The following is a 19,801-nucleotide window of genomic DNA, read 5'->3' on the forward strand; positions in this document are numbered from 1 at the left end:
AACTCCTTTCGTCGCGCGGGCGGGACCCGGCTTCCGAGGCCCGCCCGCACGCTCGCTCGGGCTACTTGGCGGCGGCCTTCTTGGCGTTGTTCACCGCGTCCGTCCAGCCCTGGGCGGGGTTACGCTGGCCCAGCTCCACGGTCCGTACGGCGTTCTCCACCTCGGTGCGGACGGCCTGGTTCTTCGGGCCCATGTAGACCGGCTTGAGGCTCTTCGCCCCGCTGCCGAAGATCGAGCCGACCGGCGCGTCGGAGAAGTACGCGTTCTTCGCGCCGGTGATCGCCGGGTCGTCGAGCGCCTGCGGCGAGGAGGGCAGCGGGCCCTTGGCCTTGAACGCGCCGATCTGTCCCTTGGCGCTGGTGAGAAACTTGGCCAGCTCGATCGCCTCGGCCTGGTGCTTGCTCTGCTTCGGCACGGCGAGGTGCGAGCCACCCCAGTTGCCGCCGTTGCCGGGCACCCGGGCGATGTCCCACTTGCCCTTGGCGGTCGGGCCGGAGTTCTGCTCGATGACGCCTGTCATCCAGGCCGGGCAGGCGATGGTGGCGAACTTCGACTGCTTGAACGCCGACACCCACTCCTCGGACCAGGAGCCGTACTTGCCGGAGAGGCCCGAGTCGATGATGTCCATAGTGGTGTCGTACGCCTGCCGCACCGCCGGGTTGCTGTCGACGACCAGCTTCTCGCTGGTGTCGTAGTAGCTGTAGCCGCTGCTGTTGCCGGCGGTCTGCAACAGGATGGTGTTGAACGTGTTGGTGGCCGCATCGAGGAAGGACGCCCCGGTCTTGGCCGCGGTGAACTTCTCGCCGGTGGCGATGTAGTCCTGCCAGGTGGGCCAGAGCTTGGACACCTCGTCCCGCTCGGTGGGCAGGCCGGCCTTCTCGAAGAGGTCCTTGCGGTAGCACATGGCGATGCCGCCGACGTCGGTGCCGAGGCCGATGAGCTGCTTGCCGTCGGCGGTCAGGCCGGCGTTCCACTTCCACTCGAGGAAGTTGCCCTTGAGGTCGGCGGCGCCGTGGTCCAGCAGGTTGACGAAGTTGCCGGGGTTGGCCTTGTACTCGACCAGCAGGCCCTCCTCGATGGCGACGACGTCGCCGGCGCCCCGGCCGGCGGCGAGCCACTGGGTGAGCTTCGGCGAGTACTCGTCGAGGTTGGTGCCGGTGCCCCGCTCGACGATCTTCACGTCGGGGTGCGCGGCCATGTATTCCTGGTAGAGCTGCTCGTATCCGAACTGGCCGAAGACGTCGACGGTCAGTGTGACCGGTCCGTCTCCGCCCTGCTCGTCGCCGCTGCCGCAGCCGGCGGTGACGAGCAGGGCGGTGGTGGCGGCGAGGGCCACCGCTGCGAGGCGGCGGCGCGGGAAGACTGCCATGGGGATTCGGACCCCTCTCAAGGTGGTCGATGGCGGTATAGGTGAGAGAGCGCTCTCAGAGGAGGGTGATGGCTAGGTCCGACGCTTGTCAAGAGAGCGCTCTCTCGAAGTTTCGGGAGAGCCCGGGAACACGGACGCGGGCGTCACCCCGTGAGGTGACGCCCGCGCCGTGGCGGTCCGGTCAGCCGGTACGCAGACCGTCGAGCAGCGTGCGGTCCCCGGTGACGTCCAACGTCTCGAAGCTCACCCGACCCCAGAGCGCCAGCAGCAGATCGCTCGCGGTGCCGGTGACCTGCGCCCGGGCGTGGTGATCGTCGTGGTCGAGGATGGTCGCCGTGTCCAACAGGGCTACCCCCTGGCCGCGCAGCCGCAAATACCACTCCTGGTCCGCGTCCGTCGCCGCGAGCTGCACCACGCCGTGCCAGTCGCCCGGCACCTGCCGCCGGCCCGCCGGCAGCCACGTGTCAAGCACCTCGCTCACCCCGTCCGCCGCGAGCTTCGCCTCCACCGGCTCACCGGCGGCGATGGCGAGCTGCGCGTCCCAGCGGTGCACAGCCGTCTCGTGCGCCATCCGGCGCGGCCAGAAACCCGCCCGCTTCGGCTGCGGGGCCCAGTTCCACGCCGGCGCCTCCGGGTCGAGACCGTCGAAGGCGGTCATCACCTTCTCGTAGCCCTGCTGCCAGAACTGCAACGGGCTCACACCGGACGCCAACTCGACAGGTTCCCGGCGGGGCGGAGCGCTCGTCACACCGGAACCGGCGAACGAAGAAACCCAATGGTAGATACCGGCGAGGTGCAAGGTGAGATCGTTGACCGTCCAGCCCGGACAGGACAGCACCGGTGTCTCCGGCGGCGCCTCGGCCACCGCCGCGGCGAAGGCGGGCCCCTCCGCCCGGAGCGCACCGATCCAGAAATCCTTGCTGCCCTGCAGTCTGCTCATCGCCATCCTCCCGGGGGTGCCGGGCGACCAGTGGGTGCCACGGCTACTCCTCAGCCTAAGGTGAAAGACGTGTCAGACGCCTACGCCCAGCCGACAACCGAAGCCGATCGTGCCATCCCTGGTCCACTGGCCAGCTACACCACGCTGCGGATGGGCGGGCCGGCCGGGCGGATCGTGACCGCGACCAGCTCCGACGAGATCGTCCGGGCCGTCCGGGCCGCCGAGGAACCGATCCTCGTCCTGGCCGGCGGCAGCAACGTGGTGATCAGCGACACGGGCTTCGCCGGCACCGTCGTCCTGGTGCGCTCCCGGGGCCTGCGGGTCGTCGCCGAGGACGCCACCTCGGTCACCGTACGCGTCGAGGCCGGCGAACCGTGGGACGACCTGGTCGCCGCCACCGTCGCCAACGGCTGGGCCGGCCTGGAATGCCTCTCCGGCGTCCCCGGCTCGACAGGCGCGACCCCGATCCAGAACGTCGGCGCGTACGGCCAGGAGGTCGCCGAGACGATCGTCGGAGTCGAGGTGTACGACAGGGCCGAGGACACCCGCTACCTCATCCCCGCCGCCGACTGCGGATTCGCCTACCGGGGCAGCATCTTCAAGTACCGGGATCGCTGGGTGGTCCTCTCCGTCGACTTCCGGCTCGCCAGGTCCCCGCTCTCCGGCCCGGTGCGGTACGCCGAACTGGCCCGGGCGCTCGGCGTCGAGGTCGGCGACCGGGTGGCGCTAGCCGACGCCCGCGCGGCCGTGCTGCGCCTGCGCGCCGGCAAGGGCATGGTGCTCGACGCCGCCGACCCGGACACCCGCTCGGTCGGCTCCTTCTTCACCAACCCGGTGCTCGACCCGGCGACGTACGAGTCGCTACGGGAACGCGCCGCCGACCTGGGTGACCCGCCGAACTGGCCGGGCGCGGACGGCATGGTCAAGGTGAGCGCCGCCTGGTTGATCGACAAGGCCGGCTTCGCGAAGGGGCACCCCGGCCCGGACGGCGTGGCCATCTCCGGCAAACACACCCTTGCCCTCATAAACCACAGCGGCACCGCCAGCACCGCTGACCTGCTCACCCTGGCCGCCACCATCCGCGACGAGGTGTACGCCCGCTTCGGCGTGACCCTCCACCCCGAACCAGTCCTCATCAACTGCACCCTCTGACCCCGCCCTCCCTCCCGCCCGCCCTCCCTCCCTCCCTCCCTCCCTCCCGGGGGTCACGCCGCGATCTTGCAGTTTCTGTCGCGACATAACGGGAGCGGAGCGGCAGAACGCCTACCGAAACCGCAAGATCGCTGGGGCTGGGGCTGGGGCTGGGGCTGGGGCTGGGGCTGGGGCCGGTTAGGGGAGGGGCCAGGGGAGGGTCAGCTCGCCTTGGCGCCAGCGGGTGGGGGTGTGCAGGACGGGCCAGCCGGTGTTCTTCAGGTGGGTCACCGCCCGTACCCAGCGTTGGCGGGGGCCGAAGGTGGCGTAGGGGGCGGCGGTCTGCCAGGCGTCGTCCAGGGCCCGGATCAGGTCGTGGACCGGTTCGCCTGGGACGTTGCGGTGGATCAGCGCCTTGGGTAGCCGCTCGGCCAGCTCGGCGGGGCTGCCCAGCGTGGTGAGCTTCGCGGCCACTGTCAGCGTCCGGGGGCCGTCCGCGTCGATCAGCAGCCAGCTGGCGAGTCGGCCCAGCTCGTCGCAGGTGCCCTCGACGAGCGCCCCGCCGGGGGCGAGCGCGGCGGTCATCGTCCGCCAGGCGTCGGTCACGTCGGTCTCGTCGTACTGGCGCAGCACGTTGAACGCGCGGACCAGCACCGGCCGGAGCCCGGCCAGTTCGAACCCACCGCGGGCGAAGGTCAGCCCGGGTGGGTCGGCGGCCGGCGCGGCGGCGGCCACCCGGGCCGGGTCGATCTCCAGCCCGACCAGGCGTACGTCGGGACGTACCGCCGCGGCCAGCCGGGCCCGCAGTTCCACGGCGGTGACCGGGGTGGCGCCGTAGCCGAGGTCGACCACCAGCGGATCGGCGGTGTCCCGCAGCAGGTCGGCGCAGGTCGCGACGATCCAGTTGTCCACTCGGCGGAGCCGGTTCGGGTTTGTCGTACCCCGGGTGACCACTCCGAGCGGTCGGCGTCGCGCCGCCGGGCTCATCCCATGCCGACCCGGTGAACCTTGTGCTGGGCCGCCTGCGCCCGTGGCCGGACCACAAGCCGGTCCACGTTGACGTGCTGCGGGCGGGTGGCGCACCAGGCGATGCAGTCCGCCACGTCGTCGGCGACGAGCGGGTCGGGCACTCCGGCGTAGACGGCGGCGGCCCGGTCGGCGTCCCCGTCGAAGCGGACCAGCCCGAACTCGTCGGTCTTCACCATGCCCGGGTCGATCTCGACGACCCGCAACGGTCGGCCGCACAACTCCAGCCGGAGCGTGCCCGCGATGGCCGTCTGCGCGTGCTTCGCGGCCGTGTAGCCGCCTCCGCCCTCGTAGACGGTCAGGCCTGCGGTGGAGGAGACCACCACGATGGTGCCGTTGCCGGACGCCTCCAGCGCCGGCAGCAGTGCCTGGGTGACCCGGAGGGTGCCGAGCACGTTCACGTCGTACATCCACTGCCAGTCGCCGATCGAGCCGGACTCCACCGGGTCCAGCCCGCGCGCGCCGCCCGCGTTGTTGACCAGCAGGGTGACCGGGCCGGGCGCCTGCGCGGCGGCCTCAGCCAGCCCGGCGACCGACTCGTCCGAGGTGACGTCGCAGGTCACCGCGGTGGCCTGCCCGCCGGCGGCGGTGATCTCGGTGACGAGGTCGGCGAGCCGGTCGGCGCGGCGGGCGGCGGCGAGTACGTGGAAACCCTCGGCGGCCAGGCGACGGGCGGTGGCCGCGCCGATCCCGCTGGACGCTCCGGTGACGATGGCGACAGAGGTCATCGGGCCATTGTCACCCCGGCCGCGCGGCCGCCTCCGACCGGGCGTCGCCCGCATCGACGGGCGTCCGGTGATGAGGTCCGTCACCCCGGGCGGGCGCGCTGGCGCATTTCCGTAGCCCGATGGGGAAGATGACATCCGGCGTACAGGTTGACCGAGAAGCGCCGGTCGTGCGGGACGGCATCAACCGTGACAGAGGAGCGGACGTGGCGGAAATGCACACCGGCGTCGGTCGTCAGCGAGGTGCCCGACCGTGGCCCCGGCCCCGCCGGATCGCCACCCTGTCGGTGCACACGTCACCGCTGCACCAACCCGGCACGGGTGATGCCGGTGGGATGAACGTCTACATCCTGGAGGTCGCCCGGCGGCTGGCCGAGGCCAACGTCGAGGTGGAGATCTTCACCCGGGCTACCTCCGGCGACCTGCCTCCGGTGGTCGAGATGGCCCCCGGCGTGCAGGTCCGGCACATCACCTCCGGGCCGCTGGAGGGGCTGACGAAGGAGGAGCTGCCCGGGCAGCTCTGCGCCTTCACGGCAGGGGTGCTGCGGGCCGAGGCGTCCCGCCCGCCCGGTCACTACGACCTGATCCACTCCCACTACTGGCTCTCCGGCCAGGTCGGCTGGCTGGCCAAGGAGCGCTGGGGCGTGCCGCTGGTGCACACCGCGCACACCCTGGCGAAGGTCAAGAACGCCCAGCTCGCGGCCGACGACAGGCCGGAGCCGAAGGCCCGGGTGATCGGCGAGGAGCAGGTGGTGGCGGAGGCGGACCGGCTGGTCGCCAACACCCGCGTGGAGGCCGCCGACCTTGTCGATCGGTACGACGCCGACCCGGCCCGCGTGAGCGTGGTGCAGCCGGGCGTCGACCTGGACCGGTTCCGGCCCGTGCCGGGCGAGCGGTCCGCGGCCACCCGCGACGCCCGTCGCCGGCTGGGCCTGCCGGTCGAGGGGTACGTGGTCGCCTTCGTCGGTCGGATCCAGCCGCTCAAGGCTCCCGACGTGCTGATCCGGGCGGTGGCCGCGCTGCGACAGCGCGATCCGGCCCTGGCCGGCCAGGTGACAGTGGTGATCTGCGGTGGTCCCAGTGGCAGCGGCCTGGACCGGCCGACCGCGCTTATCGAGCTGGCCGCCACGCTCGGGGTGACCGACCGGGTGCGGTTCCTGCCGCCGCGTACCGGGGACGACCTGCCGGCGCTGTACCGGGCCGCCGACGTGGTCGCGGTGCCGTCGCACAACGAATCGTTCGGGCTGGTGGCGCTGGAGGCGCAGGCCTGCGGCACGCCGGTGCTGGCCGCCGCCGTGGGCGGGCTGGTCACCGCCGTACGCGACCAGGTGAGCGGGGTGCTCATCGACGGGCACGACCCGGTCGAGTGGGCGCTCGCGTTGGGCCGTCTGCTGCCCGACCCGGCCCGCCGCGCCGCGCTGGCCCGGGGCGCCGAGCAGCACGCCCGGCACTTCTCCTGGGAACGGACGGTCGCCGGCCTGCTCGACGTGTACGGCGAGGCGATCGACGCGCACCGCACCCGCCTCGCCGCCGACCTGGTGGGCGATTCGGCGCTCTCCTGCTCCTGGTGATCGCCGCCTCCTGGTGACTTGCGCCGCCGGTCGTCGCCGGGTGGGGTGACCGCGTCGGTCGTAGAGTGGGTCCGGTGAGCCCGAAGAGCGATCTTGCGAGTCTTATCGAGTCGGTCTGCGCCGAGCGGGACCTGGCCTGGGAGTCGACGGGCCCCGGCTCGTACGCCGTTACCCTGCCGGGCACCCACAAGCTCAAGACGATCTGCAACCTGATCGTGGGTGAGCACGCGCTGCGGGTCGAGGCGTTCGTGATGCGCCAGCCGGACGAGCGACGCGAGGAGCTGTGGGCCTGGCTGTTGCAGCGCAACGCCCGGATGTACGGCGTCTCGTTCTCCACCGACGCGGTGGGCGACGTGTACCTGACCGGGCGGGTCAATCCGGCAGGGGTGGACGCCGACGAGCTGGACCGGCTGCTCGGGGCTGTGCTCACGTACTCCGACGAGTCGTTCGACACCATGCTGGAGATCGGCTTCGGCAGCTCCATCAGGCGCGAGTACGAGTGGCGGGTCAAGCGCGGCGAGTCGACCGCGAATCTGGCCGCGTTCGCCCATCTCTTCGAGCCCTCCGGGTCCGGTCCCGACCCGACCTGACGCATCAGATCCGCGGCCTGTGGTTCGGAGTGCTCCTGACGGGTATGCCGCACCGCGCGGTGCGGCAGGGACCCCCGCGCGCCGAGGACGGAGTGTCGAGGAGCGGAGCGTCCCATGGCTCAGCGGAACAGCTCGGGTCGCGGCGGAACTGCGACCAGGACCAAACGACAGGCAGGTAACCAGACGCCTGGTACTCCTGGAGTCTCCGAGTCGGAGATCTCCCGGATGCGGGTGGACGACATCCGGGGGCAACTGCGCAAGCGCGGTGTCTCCGGGATCTCCGCCCTGCGCAAGCCGGAACTTGTGAAACAGCTGGTGCGATCGATGCGGGCCGGCGCGGGCCGGGGCAGCACCGGCCCGGCGGGTCGGGCCGGCGGTACCAGGGCGTCGGCGGGTCGCGCCGCCGCGACGAAGAAGGCGGCGGCACGGCCGGCGTCGAGCCGGGCGAAGGCGGCACCGGCGAACAAGAGCGCGCCGGCGAAGCGCGCCGCCGCGAAGAAGACCACCGCCGCGAAGAGAACCACGGCGGCGAAGAGGACCACCGCCGCGAAGAGAACGACGGCGACGAAGAGGACCACCGCCGCGAAGAAGACCACGGCGGCGAAGAAGACCACTGCGGCGAAGAAAACCACTGCGGCGAAGAAGACCACCGCCGCGAAGCGGACCACCGCCGCGCGGAAGTCGACGGCGGGCTCGCCCGCGCGTAAGGCGCCGGCACGCAAGGCTCCGGCACGCCCGGCGGCGAAGCGGGCGCCCGCGAAGCGCGCGACGACCCGGTCGACAGGGGGTACGGCCGCCGGTGGGATCCGGACCGGTCGGGGCACCGGCCGCTCGGTCCGCAGTTCGCAGGTGATTTCGTCGATCGCCGACCGGCCGGAGCGGCCAGGTCGGAGTCTGATCACCGCGAACCACGAGGTGATCCAGCGGTGGGCCCGGGAGCGTGGTGCGAAGCCGGCCACCATCGCCGGTACCGAACGGGACGGCCGGGCCGGGGTGCTGACGTTCAACATTCCCGGTTACCGGGAGAGCAGCCGGATCCGTGAAATCACCTGGGATGAGTGGTTCCACACGTTCGACCTGCGACGGCTGAACCTGATCTACCAGGAGCAGATGCGGGACGGCCGGCAGAGCAATTTCTTCCGGACCGAGTCACCCGATCGTGAGGACGGGTGAGGTGTTTGCGGGAATGCCGCAGGGGTATGCGGCTGTTGCCAGAGAGCGACGCCCGAACTGGGGATACTCGCCAGTTGTGATCGGCGAGACAGCCGGTCTGGGTTGAATCCAGAATCCGGGCGAACTAACTTTATTGCACCGCGCCACGCTTGGAAACGTTCGGGGGAGCGGCGGATCGATCAGATCCGCGCACCAGGCGAGGTGCGAGGGGACGGGTGGACAAACCGTTGGGGGACGGTGGCCACCTGTTTGGACCGGCGGCGTGAGCGGGCGATGCTTACGGGGGTGAGTGTTGCCCGCCGCCGCCGGCCCCACCGGCGGGCGCCCACCATGACCTTCGGGACGTGGTGGGCGCTTTGCGTCGTGCGTACCCCCTCAGGCGGTCGGGACGCGATCCGCCGGCTCCCGGCCCGCGGCCCGGCGCAGCGCGGCGACGTGCCGCTCCCGGGGCGGCCCGGCGAGCAGGTGGCCGAGCGCGGCCAGCAGCCCCAGCCCGCCGACGATGAGCCAGTGCCGGTCACCGAGGTACTGCAGACTCACCCCGCCGAGCGTGGGAGCGACGAACGCGGCGGCCGGGAACGTCAGGTAGAAGACCGACTGGTACCGAGCCCGCAGGTGCGGCGGCGCGAGGTCGGCGTTGATCTGCGCGTTGGGTGGGGCGGCGAGCATCGACCCGACCGTCCAGATGACGGCGGCGCCGAGGTAGATCGCGAGGTGGTCGGCGACGGCGAGCACACCGAAACCGAGCGCGAGCAGCGCGGTGGACACCGCCAGCACCACGTCCTTGCGGTGCCTGTCGATCAGCCGGGGCACGAACAGTTGCCCGATGACGATCAACGCACCGCCGAGGGCGGCCACCAACCCGTACGCCGACGGGCCCAGACCGTCCGACCGCATCGCCAGCGGCATGATCGTCGAGGTCTGGAGGGTGAGGACCGCCAGCACGAAGGTGAGCCCGACGAAGGTCAGGAAGGTCCGGTCGGTGAGCGCGGTGTGCAGGCCGGGACGGCGGGTCCGGCCGGAGTGGGCAGGTGGCCCGAGATCGACGGCCGGTGCGGCCCGTCGCAGGGTCTCCGGCACTTTCCAGGCGATGACGGCGGCGGCGGTCACTGTGGCGCCCGCGTCGACGAGGAACAGCGCCGTGAAGCTCGCCTCGGCCAGTAGGCCGGCGAGCAACGAGGCGGCAGCCATGCCCAGGTTGAACGCCCAGAACTGCAGGTTGAACGCGCGGGAGCGGCGGTGCGCGGGCACGACGTCGACGATCGCCGCGACGAGGGCCGGGCTGGACATCGAGTGCGCCACCCCGGCCATGGCGGCCAGCGCCGCGATCAGCCCGAGTGGCCGGCTGAACGCCATCGCGACCATCAGGCCGGCGGTGACCAGGTGCGCGGCGAGCAGAGTGGCCCGGCGGCCCCAGCGGTCGGCCAGTACCCCGCCGAGCAACGAACCGGCCGCCCCGCCGGCACCGTACGCGCCGACGACCGTGCCGGCCACCGCCTCGCTGGCTCCGCGCGCGTCGGTGAGGTAGAGCGACAGGAAGAGCATCGCGAACGCGCCGGCCCGGTTGATGAGCAGGCCGGCCCAGAGGTACCAGAAGGTGGCGGGGAGCCCGCCGGCAGTGTCGTCCCACCATTGGCGCAGCGCCCGCACCCGACCTCCCTACAGTTCGGCTTCCTAACAGTATCGGGGCGGGTGGTTCAGGCGACCGCCTCGGTGGGCTGCGTCGTCCGGGCGGTGCCCGCCGGGGCCAATGCCTCACCGGAGCGGCGCAGCTCGGCGGCCCGCCGTTCCCGGGCCGGCCCGGACACCAGATGGGCCACCGCCGTCAGGGCGCCGATCACCGCGCAGGCGTACCAGAGTGTGTCGTTGCCGGCGTGCTCGCGCACCAGGCCGCCGAGGATCGGCGCGCTGGCGCCCGCGATCTGCCAGGAGAGGGAGAAGACGCCCTGGTAGCGGCCCCGCAGCTCGGCCGGGGACAGCTCGGCGATCAGGGTGGAGTTGGACGGGGAGTTCAGCATCTCGCCGACCGTCCAGATCAGCACGGTGAGGCCGTAGAACCAGGCGGTGCCGGCGAACGCGGTAAGCCCGAAACCGACCCCCATCACCACGGCGGCCAGCGCGAGCACGTGGGAGCGGCTGCGGCCCCGGATCAGCCGGGGTACGAAAAGCTGGCCGACCACGATCAGGATGCCGTTGAGCGCGATCACCGAGCCGTAGGTGGCCGGGCTCAGGCCGTCGTCGCCCATGGCGATCGGCAGCATGGAGATGTGCTGGAGGAAGACGAGCGCGGCGAACAGGTTCAGCGCCACGAACCCGAGGTAGACGCGGTCGCTGAGGATCGTCCGCAGGGCACCGCGCGGGGCCCGTGCCGTGACTCCGGCGGCGGGTCCGGCGTCGCGGGTCTCTGGCACCCTGACGAAGATGATCAGCGCGGTGATCAGCATGGTGCCGGCGTCGACCACGAACAGCAGCAGGTAGTCCGCCTGCGCGGCCAGGCCGGCGAGGATCGCCGCGCAGGCGAAGCCGAGGTTGATCGCCCAGTAGTTGAGTGAGAACGCCCGCAGCCGGTCCTTCGCCGGCACCACGTCGATCATCATGGCGCCGAACGCGGGTCGGGCCGCCTCGGCGAACAGGCCGAGCAGCAGGGCACCCAGCGCCACCGCCCAGAGGTCCCGGGCCAGGCCCAGCGCGAGCATCATGGCTGCCGCGCCGACGTGGGCGGTCAGCAGCGTGGGTCGGCGTCCCCACCGGTCGGCGAGCGTCCCGCCGGCGGTGGTGCCTACCGCGCCGCCGACGCCCCACAACCCCAGCACCAGGCCGGCCTGGGAGGCGGAGAACCCGCGTTCCTGGGTCAGGTAGATGGCGAGGAAGACGAGGACGAACGAGCCGAGCCGGTTGATCAGGGTCCCGGTCCACAGGTACCAGAAGGTGGTCGGTAGGCCACCTGTGGTGTCCCGGAACCAGCTCCGCATCGTCCGCACGTCGTGCCCCGCTTGCAATGGTAATGACCGGTCTGACTACAGCGCCTTACGACCCTAGTGGCGCGTTGATCGAGAGGTCACCCGCTTTTTCACGTGGTGGTCGTCACGACGGGTGCCCGCGTGTCCCGTACCGGGTTGAGGCAGGATGATCCGCATGACTGCGAGCGAGGGGCCCACCATCGGGACGCTGGTCCTGCTGCGGCACGGCGAGAGTGACTGGAACGCCAAGAACCTCTTCACCGGCTGGGTCGACGTCGACCTGACCGAGAAGGGCGAGGGCGAGGCGCGGCGCGGCGGCGAGCTGCTGCGCGAGCACAACCTGCTGCCGGACGTCGTGCACACGAGCGTGATGCGCCGGGCGATCCGCACCGCCGAGCTGGCGCTGAACGCCGCCGACCGGCACTGGATCGCGGTACGTCGGTCGTGGCGGCTCAACGAACGGCACTACGGCGCCCTGCAGGGCAAGAACAAGAAGCAGACCCTTGACGAGTACGGCGAGGAGCAGTTCATGCTCTGGCGCCGGTCGTACGACACGCCGCCTCCGCCGATCGACGACAACGACGAGTGGTCGCAGGTCGGCGACCCGCGGTACGCGCTGCTGCCGACCGAGCTGATGCCGCGTACCGAGTGCCTCAAGGACGTCGTCGAGCGGATGCTGCCCTACTGGTACGACTCGATCGTGCCGGACATCCTGGCCGGCCGGACGGTGCTGGTGGCCGCACATGGCAACTCGCTGCGCGCCCTGGTCAAGCACCTCGACCAGATCTCCGACGAGGCGATCGCCAAGCTGAACATCCCCACCGGCATTCCGCTGCGCTACGACCTCGACCCGCACCTGCGTCCGCTCAGCTTGGGCGGCACGTACCTGGACCCGACGGCGGCTAAGGAAGCCGCCGCCGCGGTCGCCAACCAGGGCCGCTGACAGCACGAGAAAGGGGCCCCGCACCTCGGGGCCCCTTTTTCGTCGGGTCAGTTGCCTGCCGGCTTGTTCTCCCCCGTGATCAGGAAGATCACGTGCTCGCCGGCGTTCACCGCGTGGTCGGCGAAGCGCTCGTAGAAGCGGCCGAGCAGGGTGGCGTCGATCGCGGTCTCCACCCCGTACGGCCAGTCGTCGCCGAGCAGCACCGAGAACAGGCTCTTGTGCAGCTCGTCCATGGCGTCGTCGTCGCGGTCCAGTTCACCTGCGAGGTCGACGTCGGGCTTCGCCAGCACCGAACCGATCTTCGCCGCCATCCGGTCGGCGATGTCGGACATCTCGGTGAAGACGGTGCGCAGCTCCGCCGGCACGGCGGGCGACGGGTGCCTGCGCAGCGCCGTCTTCGCCACGTGGTCGGCGAGGTCACCCATCCGCTCCAGGTCGGCGGCGACGTGCAACGCGGTGATCATCGCCCGCAGGTCGGACGCCACCGGCGCCTGACGGGCGAGCAGGTCGCAGACCCGCTCCTCGACGTGTCGGTAGAGGTCGTCGATCTCGGCGTCCCGCTCGATGACCGTCTCGGCGGCCTGCCGGTCGGCGGTGAGCAGGGCCCGGGTGGCCTGGCGCATGGCGGCGCGGACACCCTCCGCCATGTCCACCAGCAGTTGGCTGACGATCTGGAGGTCGGCCCGGAACTCGTCGCGCATCATCACGTCCTGTGGTCGGTCGCCGCCGACGGGGTGCCGGCGCTGTGTTGAGCAGGTGCGACGCCAACGGTAGGTGGCGCGGACGGACCCCGGATGAACCACGGTGAACGACGCCAGACGCGGGGGTGAACATTCCTCGAAGTGCGGGTGGTTCGTCCCGTTCTGTGTGGTAGCCAGGTTAACAATGACCCTACGATCGCCGGGTGGAGTGGGCGGTGGCGGTCGTGGTGGCCGTGGCGTTGGCGGCCGGGTTGGCCGTCGGATTCATGCTGCCCCGGATTCTGGGGAGGCCCGCGATAGCCGACGAGCAGCAGGCCGGGCTCGGCCGCCGGACGATCGACTCGCTCCGGGCCGGTGTCGTGGTGCTGGACAACGACGACGTACCCGTGCTGATCAACCCGGCCGCCCGCGCGATGGGTCTGCTGCGTGCCGGCGGCACCCCGGGCACGATCGCCGCGCACCCGTTGATCCGTACCCTCGCCGGCCAGGTGCGGCGCACCGGCGTGCGGCGCGAGATCGAGCTGGACCTGCCCCGGGGCCGCGACAGCGCGGGGGAGAACCCGCTCGGCGTGCACCTGCGGGCGATAGGCATCGGCAACGGTTTCATCGCGGTGGAGGCGGTCGACGTGACCGAGTCACACAGGCTGGCTCGGGTGCGACGTGACTTCGTGGCCAACGTGAGCCACGAGCTCAAGACCCCGATCGGCGCGCTCCAACTGCTCGCCGAGGCGTTGCTGGACGCCACCGAACCGGCCGAGGCCGCGGCGCCCGACCTCTCCGAGGACCTGGTCGCCGCCCGGCGGTTCGCCGAGCGCATCCAGCACGAGTCGACCCGGCTGGGCCGGCTGGTGCAGGAGCTGCTGGAGTTGACCCGGTTGCAGGGCGCCGAGCCGCAGCCGCCGGCGGAGCCTGTCGCGCTGGACTGGGTGATCGCGGAGGTGGTCGACCGGACCCGCACCACGGCCTCCGCGCGGGGCGTCGAGGTGACGGTGGACGGCGAGCGTGGCCTCACCGTGTACGGCAGCGACACCCAGCTCGCCACGGCCGTGGCGAACCTGGTGGAGAACGCCATCAACTATTCGGCCGAGGACACCTCGGTACGGGTCACCCTGCGCGGGGGTGACGAGCATGTCGAGATCGCGGTCGCCGACCAGGGCATCGGTATCGCCCCTACCGACGTGGACCGGATCTTCGAACGGTTCTACCGGGCCGACCAGGCCCGCTCACGTTCCACCGGCGGCACCGGGCTCGGCCTGGCCATCGTCAAACACATCGCGAGCAACCATGGCGGACGGGTTGAGGTGTCGAGCACTCTTGGTGGTGGATCGACGTTCACCCTCCGGTTGCCCGCACGTCCACCGGACGACCTGTTGGCGACACTGCCGCCGGTTGGGATCGAGACCGGTCCGGCCGAGCTACGGCAGGTCTGACAGCACATGGAAAGGAAATCCCCGTTGAGCCGCGTTCTCGTGGTCGAGGACGAGGAGTCGTTCTCCGACGCCTTGTCGTACATGCTCCGTAAGGAGGGCTTCGAGGTGTCGGTCGCTGCGACCGGCACCGATGCCCTCACCGAGTTCGACCGGACCGGCGCCGACATCGTGTTGCTCGACCTGATGTTGCCCGAGATGTCGGGGACCGAGGTCTGCCGGCAGCTCCGGCAGCGGTCGGCCGTGCCGATCATCATGGTGACCGCCCGGGACAGCGAGATCGACAAGGTGGTCGGGTTGGAGATCGGCGCCGACGACTACGTCACCAAGCCGTACTCGCCCCGGGAACTGGTCGCCCGGATCCGCGCGGTGCTGCGCCGGCAGAGCCCGGAGGTCACCGACGCCGGCGCTCCGACGCTCGCCGCCGGACCGGTGCGGATGGACATCGAACGGCACGTGGTGACCGTCGAGGGCGGCGCCGTGCAGTTGCCGCTGAAGGAGTTCGAGCTGCTGGAGCTGCTGCTGCGTAACGCCGGCCGGGTGTTGACCCGTGGGCAGCTCATCGACCGGGTCTGGGGCGCCGACTACGTCGGTGACACCAAGACGCTTGACGTGCACGTCAAGCGCCTCCGCTCGAAGATCGAACCGGAGCCGTCCGCGCCGCGCTTCATCGTCACCGTCCGGGGGCTGGGCTACAAGTTCGAGCCGTGATCGGCCGACTCGAAGGGGGTCCACGCCAGGCGTGGACCCCCTTCGGGCTGTCGGCGTCCGCTCAGCGGACGACCTTGAGGTTGAAGATGGCGGTGTCGAGCCGGCCGTAGAGCCGCAGCCAGAGGGGCATCAGCATCTCGGTTCCCCGGGCGGTGGAGAGGTCACCGAGGTCGATCACGTCGGTGTGCCCGAAGCTGACGAGCAGGTCGGTGACGGTCCGCTTCGCCTCCGCGTCGTCGCCGGAGACGAAGACGCTGTGGTCGCCGTCGGCGAGCTGGCGCGGGCGCACCATCAGCTCGGCGGTGAGCGTGTTGAGTGCCTTGACGACCTTGGCCTGCGGGAACTCCCGCTGGATCCGCTCGGCCAGGGAGTCGGTGTCGTCCACCGTCAGACTGGGTGGGAAGCCCGCGCCGAAGTCGAGCGGGTTGGCGATGTCGAGCAGGACCTTGCCGGACAGGTTCGCCGCCCCCGCCGCGGTGAGCGCCGGCAGGGAGCCGGTGCCGCTTGTGGCGTTGACGACCAGCTCGGCGTCGGCCGTTGCCACGGCCATCGTCGCCAAGCCGACCTCGGGATGCTCGGCGGCCCAGGCGGCGTACGCGCCGGCGCGGGTGGCCGCAACGTCCCGGGTGCCGACGGTGACCTGGTGGCCCAGCTCCGCCGTGCGGGCCGCGATGGCCTGCCCCACCGAGCCGGTGCCGAAAACTGCGATGCGCATGTCGATCGATCCTCCACTCGGGCGCGGTGGCCTCGCGCCAATTGCCCGCAGGCTAACAGACAGGTCTGTCTGCTACTGCCCCGTCGGGAGGCGGCTGGGCACCTACCTTTCATCGCCTGTCGAGCTGCCCCACGAATGGGGCGGCCAGATCGGCGCCGCGCCCCGCCGCGCCCCGCCGCGCCCCGCCGCGCGGTGCGGTGCGGTGCGGTGCGGTGCGGTGCGGTGCCGATGGTGCGGCGCGGTGCCTGCCGGTGGCACAGTGCGATGCCGATGCCGATGCCGGTGCCGGTGCAATGTGGTGGCGCGGCGCGGTGCCGGTGGCATGGTGCGGTGCGGTGTCGGTGGACTCAGCCCGCCATGCCTCAGCCCCATATCTGGGGCAGCTCGACAGGAGCCGCGGTCATCCCGAGCCCCGGGCCCTGCGGCGGGCACGACGAGCGGTCGCAGGCGAGCGGTCTGTAGACCGATCTGTCGGTAGACCGAGCTGTCTGTAGACCGAGCTGTCTGTAAGATCATGCCTGCCACCAGCCACCGCGAGGGAGGTGCCGATGCCCGAGCGTCGTACGCCGGCAGGCTCGGCCCGGGACCGGATCCTGGACACCGCGTTCCGGCTGTTCTACGCGCACGGGCCACGCGGCGTGGGGGTGGACACGGTCATCGCCGAGTCGGGCGTGGCAAAGGCGACGCTCTACAAGCACTTTCCGCGCAAGGACGACCTCGTGTTGGCGTACCTCGACCGGGTCGACCAGGCGTGGTTCGGCGCGCTACGGGCGGCGGCCAGGGAGGCCGGCGACGACCCGCGTGACCAGTTGGTCGGGATGTTCGACGCCCTGACCGGGGCCTGTCGCCGCGACGGGTACCACGGCTGTGCGTTCATCAACACGGCCGCCGAGTCACCGGCCGGCGGCCCGGTGCACGCCCGGACGGTCGAGCACAAGACAGTCGTCAGGGCCTGGGTGACCGAGCTGGCACGCAGGGCCGGCGCGGCCAATCCGGAACTGCTCGCCCGGCAGCTCACCCTGCTGCTCGACGGCGGGCTCGCCAGCGGGGTGCTGGACGGCGACCCGGCGATCGCCGAGGCCACCCGGCAGAGCGCCCGCACGCTGGTCGACGCCGCCCTCGGTGCGCCGGGGGTCGGCTAGAGTCCGTCGGCGGGGTGCGGGGCAACCATGCCCTGCCTCACCCGGGCCGCGCACAGCTCGGCCAGCCGCTCGTACGCCGCCGCGCCGATCAACGCGGTCAACTCCGGCCCGTACGACAGGTACATCGGCTCGGTGCCCACGTGCGCGTCCGTCGAGGAGGTGCACCACCAGTCCAGGTCGTGCCCGCCGGCACCCCAGCCGCGCCTGTCGAACTCCGACAGGGTGGAGACCAGCACCTTGGAGTTGTCCGGACGCTTGACCCAGTCCTGATCCCGCCGGATCGGGAGCTGCCAGCAGACGTCCGGCTTGTACTCCAGCGGGTGCACCCCGTCGCGGAGCGCCTGGGCGTGCAGCGCGCAGCCGCCCCCGCCGGGGAAGTCGGCGTCGTTGAGGAACACGCACGGCCCCTCGGCGCCCTGGGTGGCGGTGCGGCGGGCCGGCGTCTTGCCGTCGATGGTGTCCTCGTCGGTCCAGTTCTTGAACCCACGTCGGAAGTGCTGCCAGGTCGCGGGGGTGAGCCGCCGGACGGCGCCGCGGACCCGCTTCTCGTCGTCAGAGTCGGTGAAGAACGCCCCGTGTGAACAGCAGCCGTCGGCGGACCGGCCGGCGATGATGCCGTGGCAGCCCCTACCAAAGATGCAGGTCCAGCGGGACAGCAGCCAGGTCAGGTCGGCCCGGATCAGGTGGCTCTCGTCCGCCGGGTCGGCGAACTCGATCCACTCCCGGGGAAAGTCCAGTGGCACCTCTCGGCTGCGCGGGTCGCCCGGATCGTCCACCAGCACGCGGAGCTCCATCGTCACCCGGACCAGCGTACGCGCGGTGCCGTCCGCGGGCCGCCGAGCCGCGCAAACGAGTTGCACCTAGGGTCTTCACCATGCGACTGGGTGTCCTCGACGTCGGATCCAACACGGTGCACCTGCTGGTGGTGGACGCGCACCACGGCGCGCACCCGTGGCCCGCGCACTCCGAGAAGGTGGTGCTCCGGCTGGCCGAGCAGATCGGCCCCGACGGCGCGTTGACCGAGGCGGGCGCGGACGGCCTGGTCAAGGCCGTGGGCATGGCCAAGACGGCGTCCACCGGGCTGGACGCCGACGACCTCATCGCGTTCGCCACCTCCGCGGTGCGCGACGCCACGAACGCCGCCGACGTGCTTGCCCGGGTCCGGGAGGAGACAGGCGTACGTCTCGCGGTGCTCTCCGGCGCGGACGAGGCGCGGATGACCTTCCTGGCCGTGCGGCGCTGGTTCGGCTGGTCGGCCGGTCGGCTGCTGGTGCTGGACATCGGCGGCGGTTCGCTGGAGATCGCCGCCGGCATCGACGAGGACCCGGACGTCGCGGTCTCGCTGCCGCTGGGCGCCGGGCGACTGACCCGGGAGCGGCTGCGGGTCGCACCGGACAGCGCGACGCCGCCGTCCGCCGAGGCCGTCGACAAGCTGCGGGAGTACGTGGACGGCCGGCTGGACAAGGTCGTCGACCAGATGACCGAGGTGGGTTGGGACCGGGCGGTGGCCACCTCGAAGACTTTCCGCACCCTGGCCCGACTGGCCGGGGCGGCGCCGTCCGGGGCCGGGCTCTGGGTGCGGCGCAGCCTGACCCGGGCCGGGTTGCGGCAGGTCATCGGGTTCATCAGGCACATCCCGCCGGCCCAGTTGATGGAGTTGGAGGGGGTCGGCGCGGGCCGTGCCCACCAGTTGCTTGCCGGCGCCGTGGTCGCCGAGGCGGTGATGCGCCGCCTGGATCTGGACTCGCTCGACATCTGCCCGTGGGCGCTGCGCGAGGGCGTCATCCTCCGCCGATTGGATCAACTCGAACCGATCTGATCGCGGCACCGGGCTACGCTGGCTGATGTGACTTCCCGCGTTCCGGTGCTCCTATCCAGCTCGTCGGTCTTCCCCGAGCCGACCGCGGCGGCGTTCCAACTGGCCGCGGCGCTCGGCTACGACGGCGTCGAGGTGATGGTCTGGACGGACGTCGTGAGCCAGGACGCGGGCGCTCTACGAGGCCTGTCGGCGCACTACGGCGTGCCTGTGCTGTCCGTGCACGCGCCCTGCCTGCTGGTCACCCAGCGGGTGTGGAGCCCGGACCCGTGGGAGCGGCTGCGCAGGGCCGCCGAGCTGGCCGAATCGCTGGGGGCGCCCACGGTCGTGGTGCATCCGCCGTTCACCTGGCAGCGCGACTACGCGCGGCACTTCACCGAGGGTCTGGCCACTGTCGCGGAACGGTTCACCGGGCTGCACTTCGCCGTGGAGAACATGTACCCGGTGCGGATGGCGGGCCGGCAGTTCGTCCCGTACGTCCCCGGCTGGGACCCGACCGACACCGGCTACCCGTCGTACACCCTTGACCTGTCGCACTGCGCGGCGTCGCACAGCGACCCCCTCGACATGGCCGACCGGATGGGCGCCGGGTTGGCGCACGTGCACCTCGGCGACGGCACCGGCGAGGGCCGCGACGAGCACCTGGTGCCCGGGCGCGGCACCCAGCCCTGCGGCGAGCTGCTCTCCTCGCTGGCCGGGCGGGGCTTCACCGGGTCGGTGGCGGTGGAGGTAGCGACGCGGGGCGCGAAGAGCCGCGCGGTGCGCGAAGCGGACCTGCGCGCCGCACTGGAGTTCGCCCGCCAGCACCTGACGGCGCCGTCCCCGGTCGACGCCTGACCGCCCGTCACCCACCGGGCGGTG

20 protein-coding genes are annotated in these 19,801 nt (G+C 71.6%); 10 read left to right on the forward strand and 10 right to left on the reverse strand.

Features of this window, described 5'->3' with window-relative positions:
- Positions 1 to 61 precede the first annotated feature (61 nt).
- A complete protein-coding gene (locus tag AB0N27_RS22410; RefSeq protein WP_364372993.1) occupies positions 62 to 1,369 on the reverse strand; it encodes an extracellular solute-binding protein in 1,308 nt (435 codons plus the stop codon).
- 181 nt (positions 1,370 to 1,550) lie between these two features.
- A complete protein-coding gene (locus AB0N27_RS22415; protein WP_364372996.1) occupies positions 1,551 to 2,309 on the reverse strand; it encodes a maleylpyruvate isomerase family mycothiol-dependent enzyme in 759 nt (252 codons plus the stop codon).
- A 69-nt stretch (positions 2,310 to 2,378) separates the two neighbouring features.
- On the opposite strand from AB0N27_RS22415, the gene AB0N27_RS22420 reads away from it, so the two are divergent.
- Positions 2,379 to 3,461, forward strand: a complete 1,083-nt coding sequence (locus AB0N27_RS22420; RefSeq protein WP_364372999.1) for a UDP-N-acetylmuramate dehydrogenase — start codon at positions 2,379 to 2,381, stop codon at positions 3,459 to 3,461.
- A 177-nt stretch (positions 3,462 to 3,638) separates the two neighbouring features.
- On the opposite strand, the gene AB0N27_RS22425 is transcribed toward AB0N27_RS22420, so the two are convergent.
- Together AB0N27_RS22425 and AB0N27_RS22430 are read right to left on the reverse strand one after the other, a co-directional pair.
- A complete protein-coding gene (locus tag AB0N27_RS22425; protein ID WP_364373002.1) occupies positions 3,639 to 4,427 on the reverse strand; it encodes a class I SAM-dependent methyltransferase in 789 nt (262 codons plus the stop codon).
- Positions 4,424 to 5,194, reverse strand: a complete 771-nt coding sequence (locus AB0N27_RS22430) for an SDR family oxidoreductase (protein ID WP_364373005.1) — start codon at positions 5,192 to 5,194, stop codon at positions 4,424 to 4,426. Before AB0N27_RS22430 ends, AB0N27_RS22425 begins: the two co-directional genes overlap by 4 nt.
- A 98-nt stretch (positions 5,195 to 5,292) precedes the next feature.
- On the opposite strand from AB0N27_RS22430, the gene mshA reads away from it, so the two are divergent.
- Complete coding sequence (gene mshA / locus AB0N27_RS22435) at positions 5,293 to 6,762, forward strand: D-inositol-3-phosphate glycosyltransferase (RefSeq protein WP_364373384.1); 1,470 nt, start codon at positions 5,293 to 5,295, stop codon at positions 6,760 to 6,762.
- Positions 6,763 to 6,836: 74 nt separating this feature from the next.
- A complete protein-coding gene (locus AB0N27_RS22440; RefSeq protein ID WP_364373008.1) occupies positions 6,837 to 7,352 on the forward strand; it encodes a YbjN domain-containing protein in 516 nt (171 codons plus the stop codon).
- 119 nt (positions 7,353 to 7,471) lie between these two features.
- Here AB0N27_RS22440 and AB0N27_RS22445 read toward each other — a convergent pair whose 3' ends face one another.
- Positions 7,472 to 8,176, reverse strand: a complete 705-nt coding sequence (locus AB0N27_RS22445; protein WP_364373011.1) for a hypothetical protein — start codon at positions 8,174 to 8,176, stop codon at positions 7,472 to 7,474.
- Between the two features lie 25 nt (positions 8,177 to 8,201).
- Between AB0N27_RS22445 and AB0N27_RS22450 the strand changes: the two genes are divergently transcribed.
- Positions 8,202 to 8,525, forward strand: a complete 324-nt coding sequence (locus AB0N27_RS22450; protein ID WP_364373014.1) for a hypothetical protein — start codon at positions 8,202 to 8,204, stop codon at positions 8,523 to 8,525.
- Positions 8,526 to 8,900: 375 nt separating this feature from the next.
- Here the strand turns inward: AB0N27_RS22450 and AB0N27_RS22455 are convergent, their stop codons facing one another.
- The gene (locus AB0N27_RS22455; RefSeq protein ID WP_364373017.1) at positions 8,901 to 10,175 is read right to left on the reverse strand and encodes an MFS transporter; all 1,275 of its coding nucleotides are present in this window, start codon (positions 10,173 to 10,175) and stop codon (positions 8,901 to 8,903) included.
- 47 nt (positions 10,176 to 10,222) lie between these two features.
- A complete protein-coding gene (locus AB0N27_RS22460) occupies positions 10,223 to 11,506 on the reverse strand; it encodes an MFS transporter (RefSeq protein WP_364373020.1) in 1,284 nt (427 codons plus the stop codon).
- Between the two features lie 154 nt (positions 11,507 to 11,660).
- Here AB0N27_RS22460 and AB0N27_RS22465 point away from each other — a divergent pair, with 154 nt between their 5' ends.
- Positions 11,661 to 12,428: a phosphoglyceromutase gene (locus AB0N27_RS22465; RefSeq protein ID WP_364373023.1), complete on the forward strand. Its 768-nt coding sequence runs from the start codon at positions 11,661 to 11,663 to the stop codon at positions 12,426 to 12,428.
- A gap of 47 nt (positions 12,429 to 12,475) precedes the next feature.
- Here AB0N27_RS22465 and phoU read toward each other — a convergent pair whose 3' ends face one another.
- Complete coding sequence (phoU, locus tag AB0N27_RS22470; protein WP_364373026.1) at positions 12,476 to 13,129, reverse strand: phosphate signaling complex protein PhoU; 654 nt, start codon at positions 13,127 to 13,129, stop codon at positions 12,476 to 12,478.
- Between the two features lie 203 nt (positions 13,130 to 13,332).
- On the opposite strand from phoU, the gene AB0N27_RS22475 reads away from it, so the two are divergent.
- A complete protein-coding gene (locus AB0N27_RS22475) occupies positions 13,333 to 14,559 on the forward strand; it encodes an ATP-binding protein (RefSeq protein ID WP_364373029.1) in 1,227 nt (408 codons plus the stop codon).
- Positions 14,560 to 14,583: 24 nt separating this feature from the next.
- Complete coding sequence (locus AB0N27_RS22480; protein WP_364373032.1) at positions 14,584 to 15,267, forward strand: response regulator transcription factor; 684 nt, start codon at positions 14,584 to 14,586, stop codon at positions 15,265 to 15,267.
- Between the two features lie 61 nt (positions 15,268 to 15,328).
- Here AB0N27_RS22480 and AB0N27_RS22485 read toward each other — a convergent pair whose 3' ends face one another.
- Positions 15,329 to 15,982, reverse strand: coding sequence for an NAD(P)-binding domain-containing protein (locus AB0N27_RS22485; protein ID WP_364373035.1), 654 nt, complete (start codon positions 15,980 to 15,982; stop codon positions 15,329 to 15,331).
- A 548-nt stretch (positions 15,983 to 16,530) separates the two neighbouring features.
- Here AB0N27_RS22485 and AB0N27_RS22490 point away from each other — a divergent pair.
- Positions 16,531 to 17,124, forward strand: coding sequence for a TetR/AcrR family transcriptional regulator (locus AB0N27_RS22490; protein WP_364373038.1), 594 nt, complete (start codon positions 16,531 to 16,533; stop codon positions 17,122 to 17,124).
- Here AB0N27_RS22490 and AB0N27_RS22495 read toward each other — a convergent pair.
- A complete protein-coding gene (locus tag AB0N27_RS22495) occupies positions 17,121 to 17,918 on the reverse strand; it encodes a hypothetical protein (protein WP_364373387.1) in 798 nt (265 codons plus the stop codon). The two genes, AB0N27_RS22490 and AB0N27_RS22495, sit on opposite strands and share 4 nt — an antisense overlap.
- 80 nt (positions 17,919 to 17,998) lie before the next feature.
- On the opposite strand from AB0N27_RS22495, the gene AB0N27_RS22500 reads away from it, so the two are divergent.
- Together AB0N27_RS22500 and AB0N27_RS22505 are read left to right on the forward strand one after the other, a co-directional pair.
- Entirely contained in the window at positions 17,999 to 18,943 is a 945-nt protein-coding gene (locus tag AB0N27_RS22500) for a Ppx/GppA phosphatase family protein (RefSeq protein ID WP_364373041.1), read from the forward strand.
- A gap of 27 nt (positions 18,944 to 18,970) precedes the next feature.
- Entirely contained in the window at positions 18,971 to 19,777 is an 807-nt protein-coding gene (locus AB0N27_RS22505) for a sugar phosphate isomerase/epimerase (RefSeq protein WP_364373044.1), read from the forward strand.
- Positions 19,778 to 19,801: the final 24 nt, after the last annotated feature.

Source organism: Micromonospora sp. NPDC093244, assembly GCF_040683695.1.
Taxonomy (GTDB): domain Bacteria; phylum Actinomycetota; class Actinomycetes; order Mycobacteriales; family Micromonosporaceae; genus Micromonospora.

What these genes read in the sequence shown, in the direction of transcription:
- AB0N27_RS22410 (WP_364372993.1), bottom strand. Translation starts at nt 1,369, where the DNA reads ATGGCAGTCTTCCCGCGCCGCCGCCTCGCAGCGGTGGCCCTCGCCGCC.
- AB0N27_RS22415 (WP_364372996.1), bottom strand. Translation starts at nt 2,309, where the DNA reads ATGAGCAGACTGCAGGGCAGCAAGGATTTCTGGATCGGTGCGCTCCGG.
- AB0N27_RS22425 (WP_364373002.1), bottom strand. Translation starts at nt 4,427, where the DNA reads ATGAGCCCGGCGGCGCGACGCCGACCGCTCGGAGTGGTCACCCGGGGT.
- AB0N27_RS22430 (WP_364373005.1), bottom strand. Translation starts at nt 5,194, where the DNA reads ATGACCTCTGTCGCCATCGTCACCGGAGCGTCCAGCGGGATCGGCGCG.
- AB0N27_RS22465 (WP_364373023.1), top strand. Translation starts at nt 11,661, where the DNA reads ATGACTGCGAGCGAGGGGCCCACCATCGGGACGCTGGTCCTGCTGCGG.
- phoU (WP_364373026.1), bottom strand. Translation starts at nt 13,129, where the DNA reads ATGCGCGACGAGTTCCGGGCCGACCTCCAGATCGTCAGCCAACTGCTG.
- AB0N27_RS22485 (WP_364373035.1), bottom strand. Translation starts at nt 15,982, where the DNA reads ATGCGCATCGCAGTTTTCGGCACCGGCTCGGTGGGGCAGGCCATCGCG.
- AB0N27_RS22490 (WP_364373038.1), top strand. Translation starts at nt 16,531, where the DNA reads ATGCCCGAGCGTCGTACGCCGGCAGGCTCGGCCCGGGACCGGATCCTG.
- AB0N27_RS22495 (WP_364373387.1), bottom strand. Translation starts at nt 17,918, where the DNA reads ATGGAGCTCCGCGTGCTGGTGGACGATCCGGGCGACCCGCGCAGCCGA.
- AB0N27_RS22500 (WP_364373041.1), top strand. Translation starts at nt 17,999, where the DNA reads ATGCGACTGGGTGTCCTCGACGTCGGATCCAACACGGTGCACCTGCTG.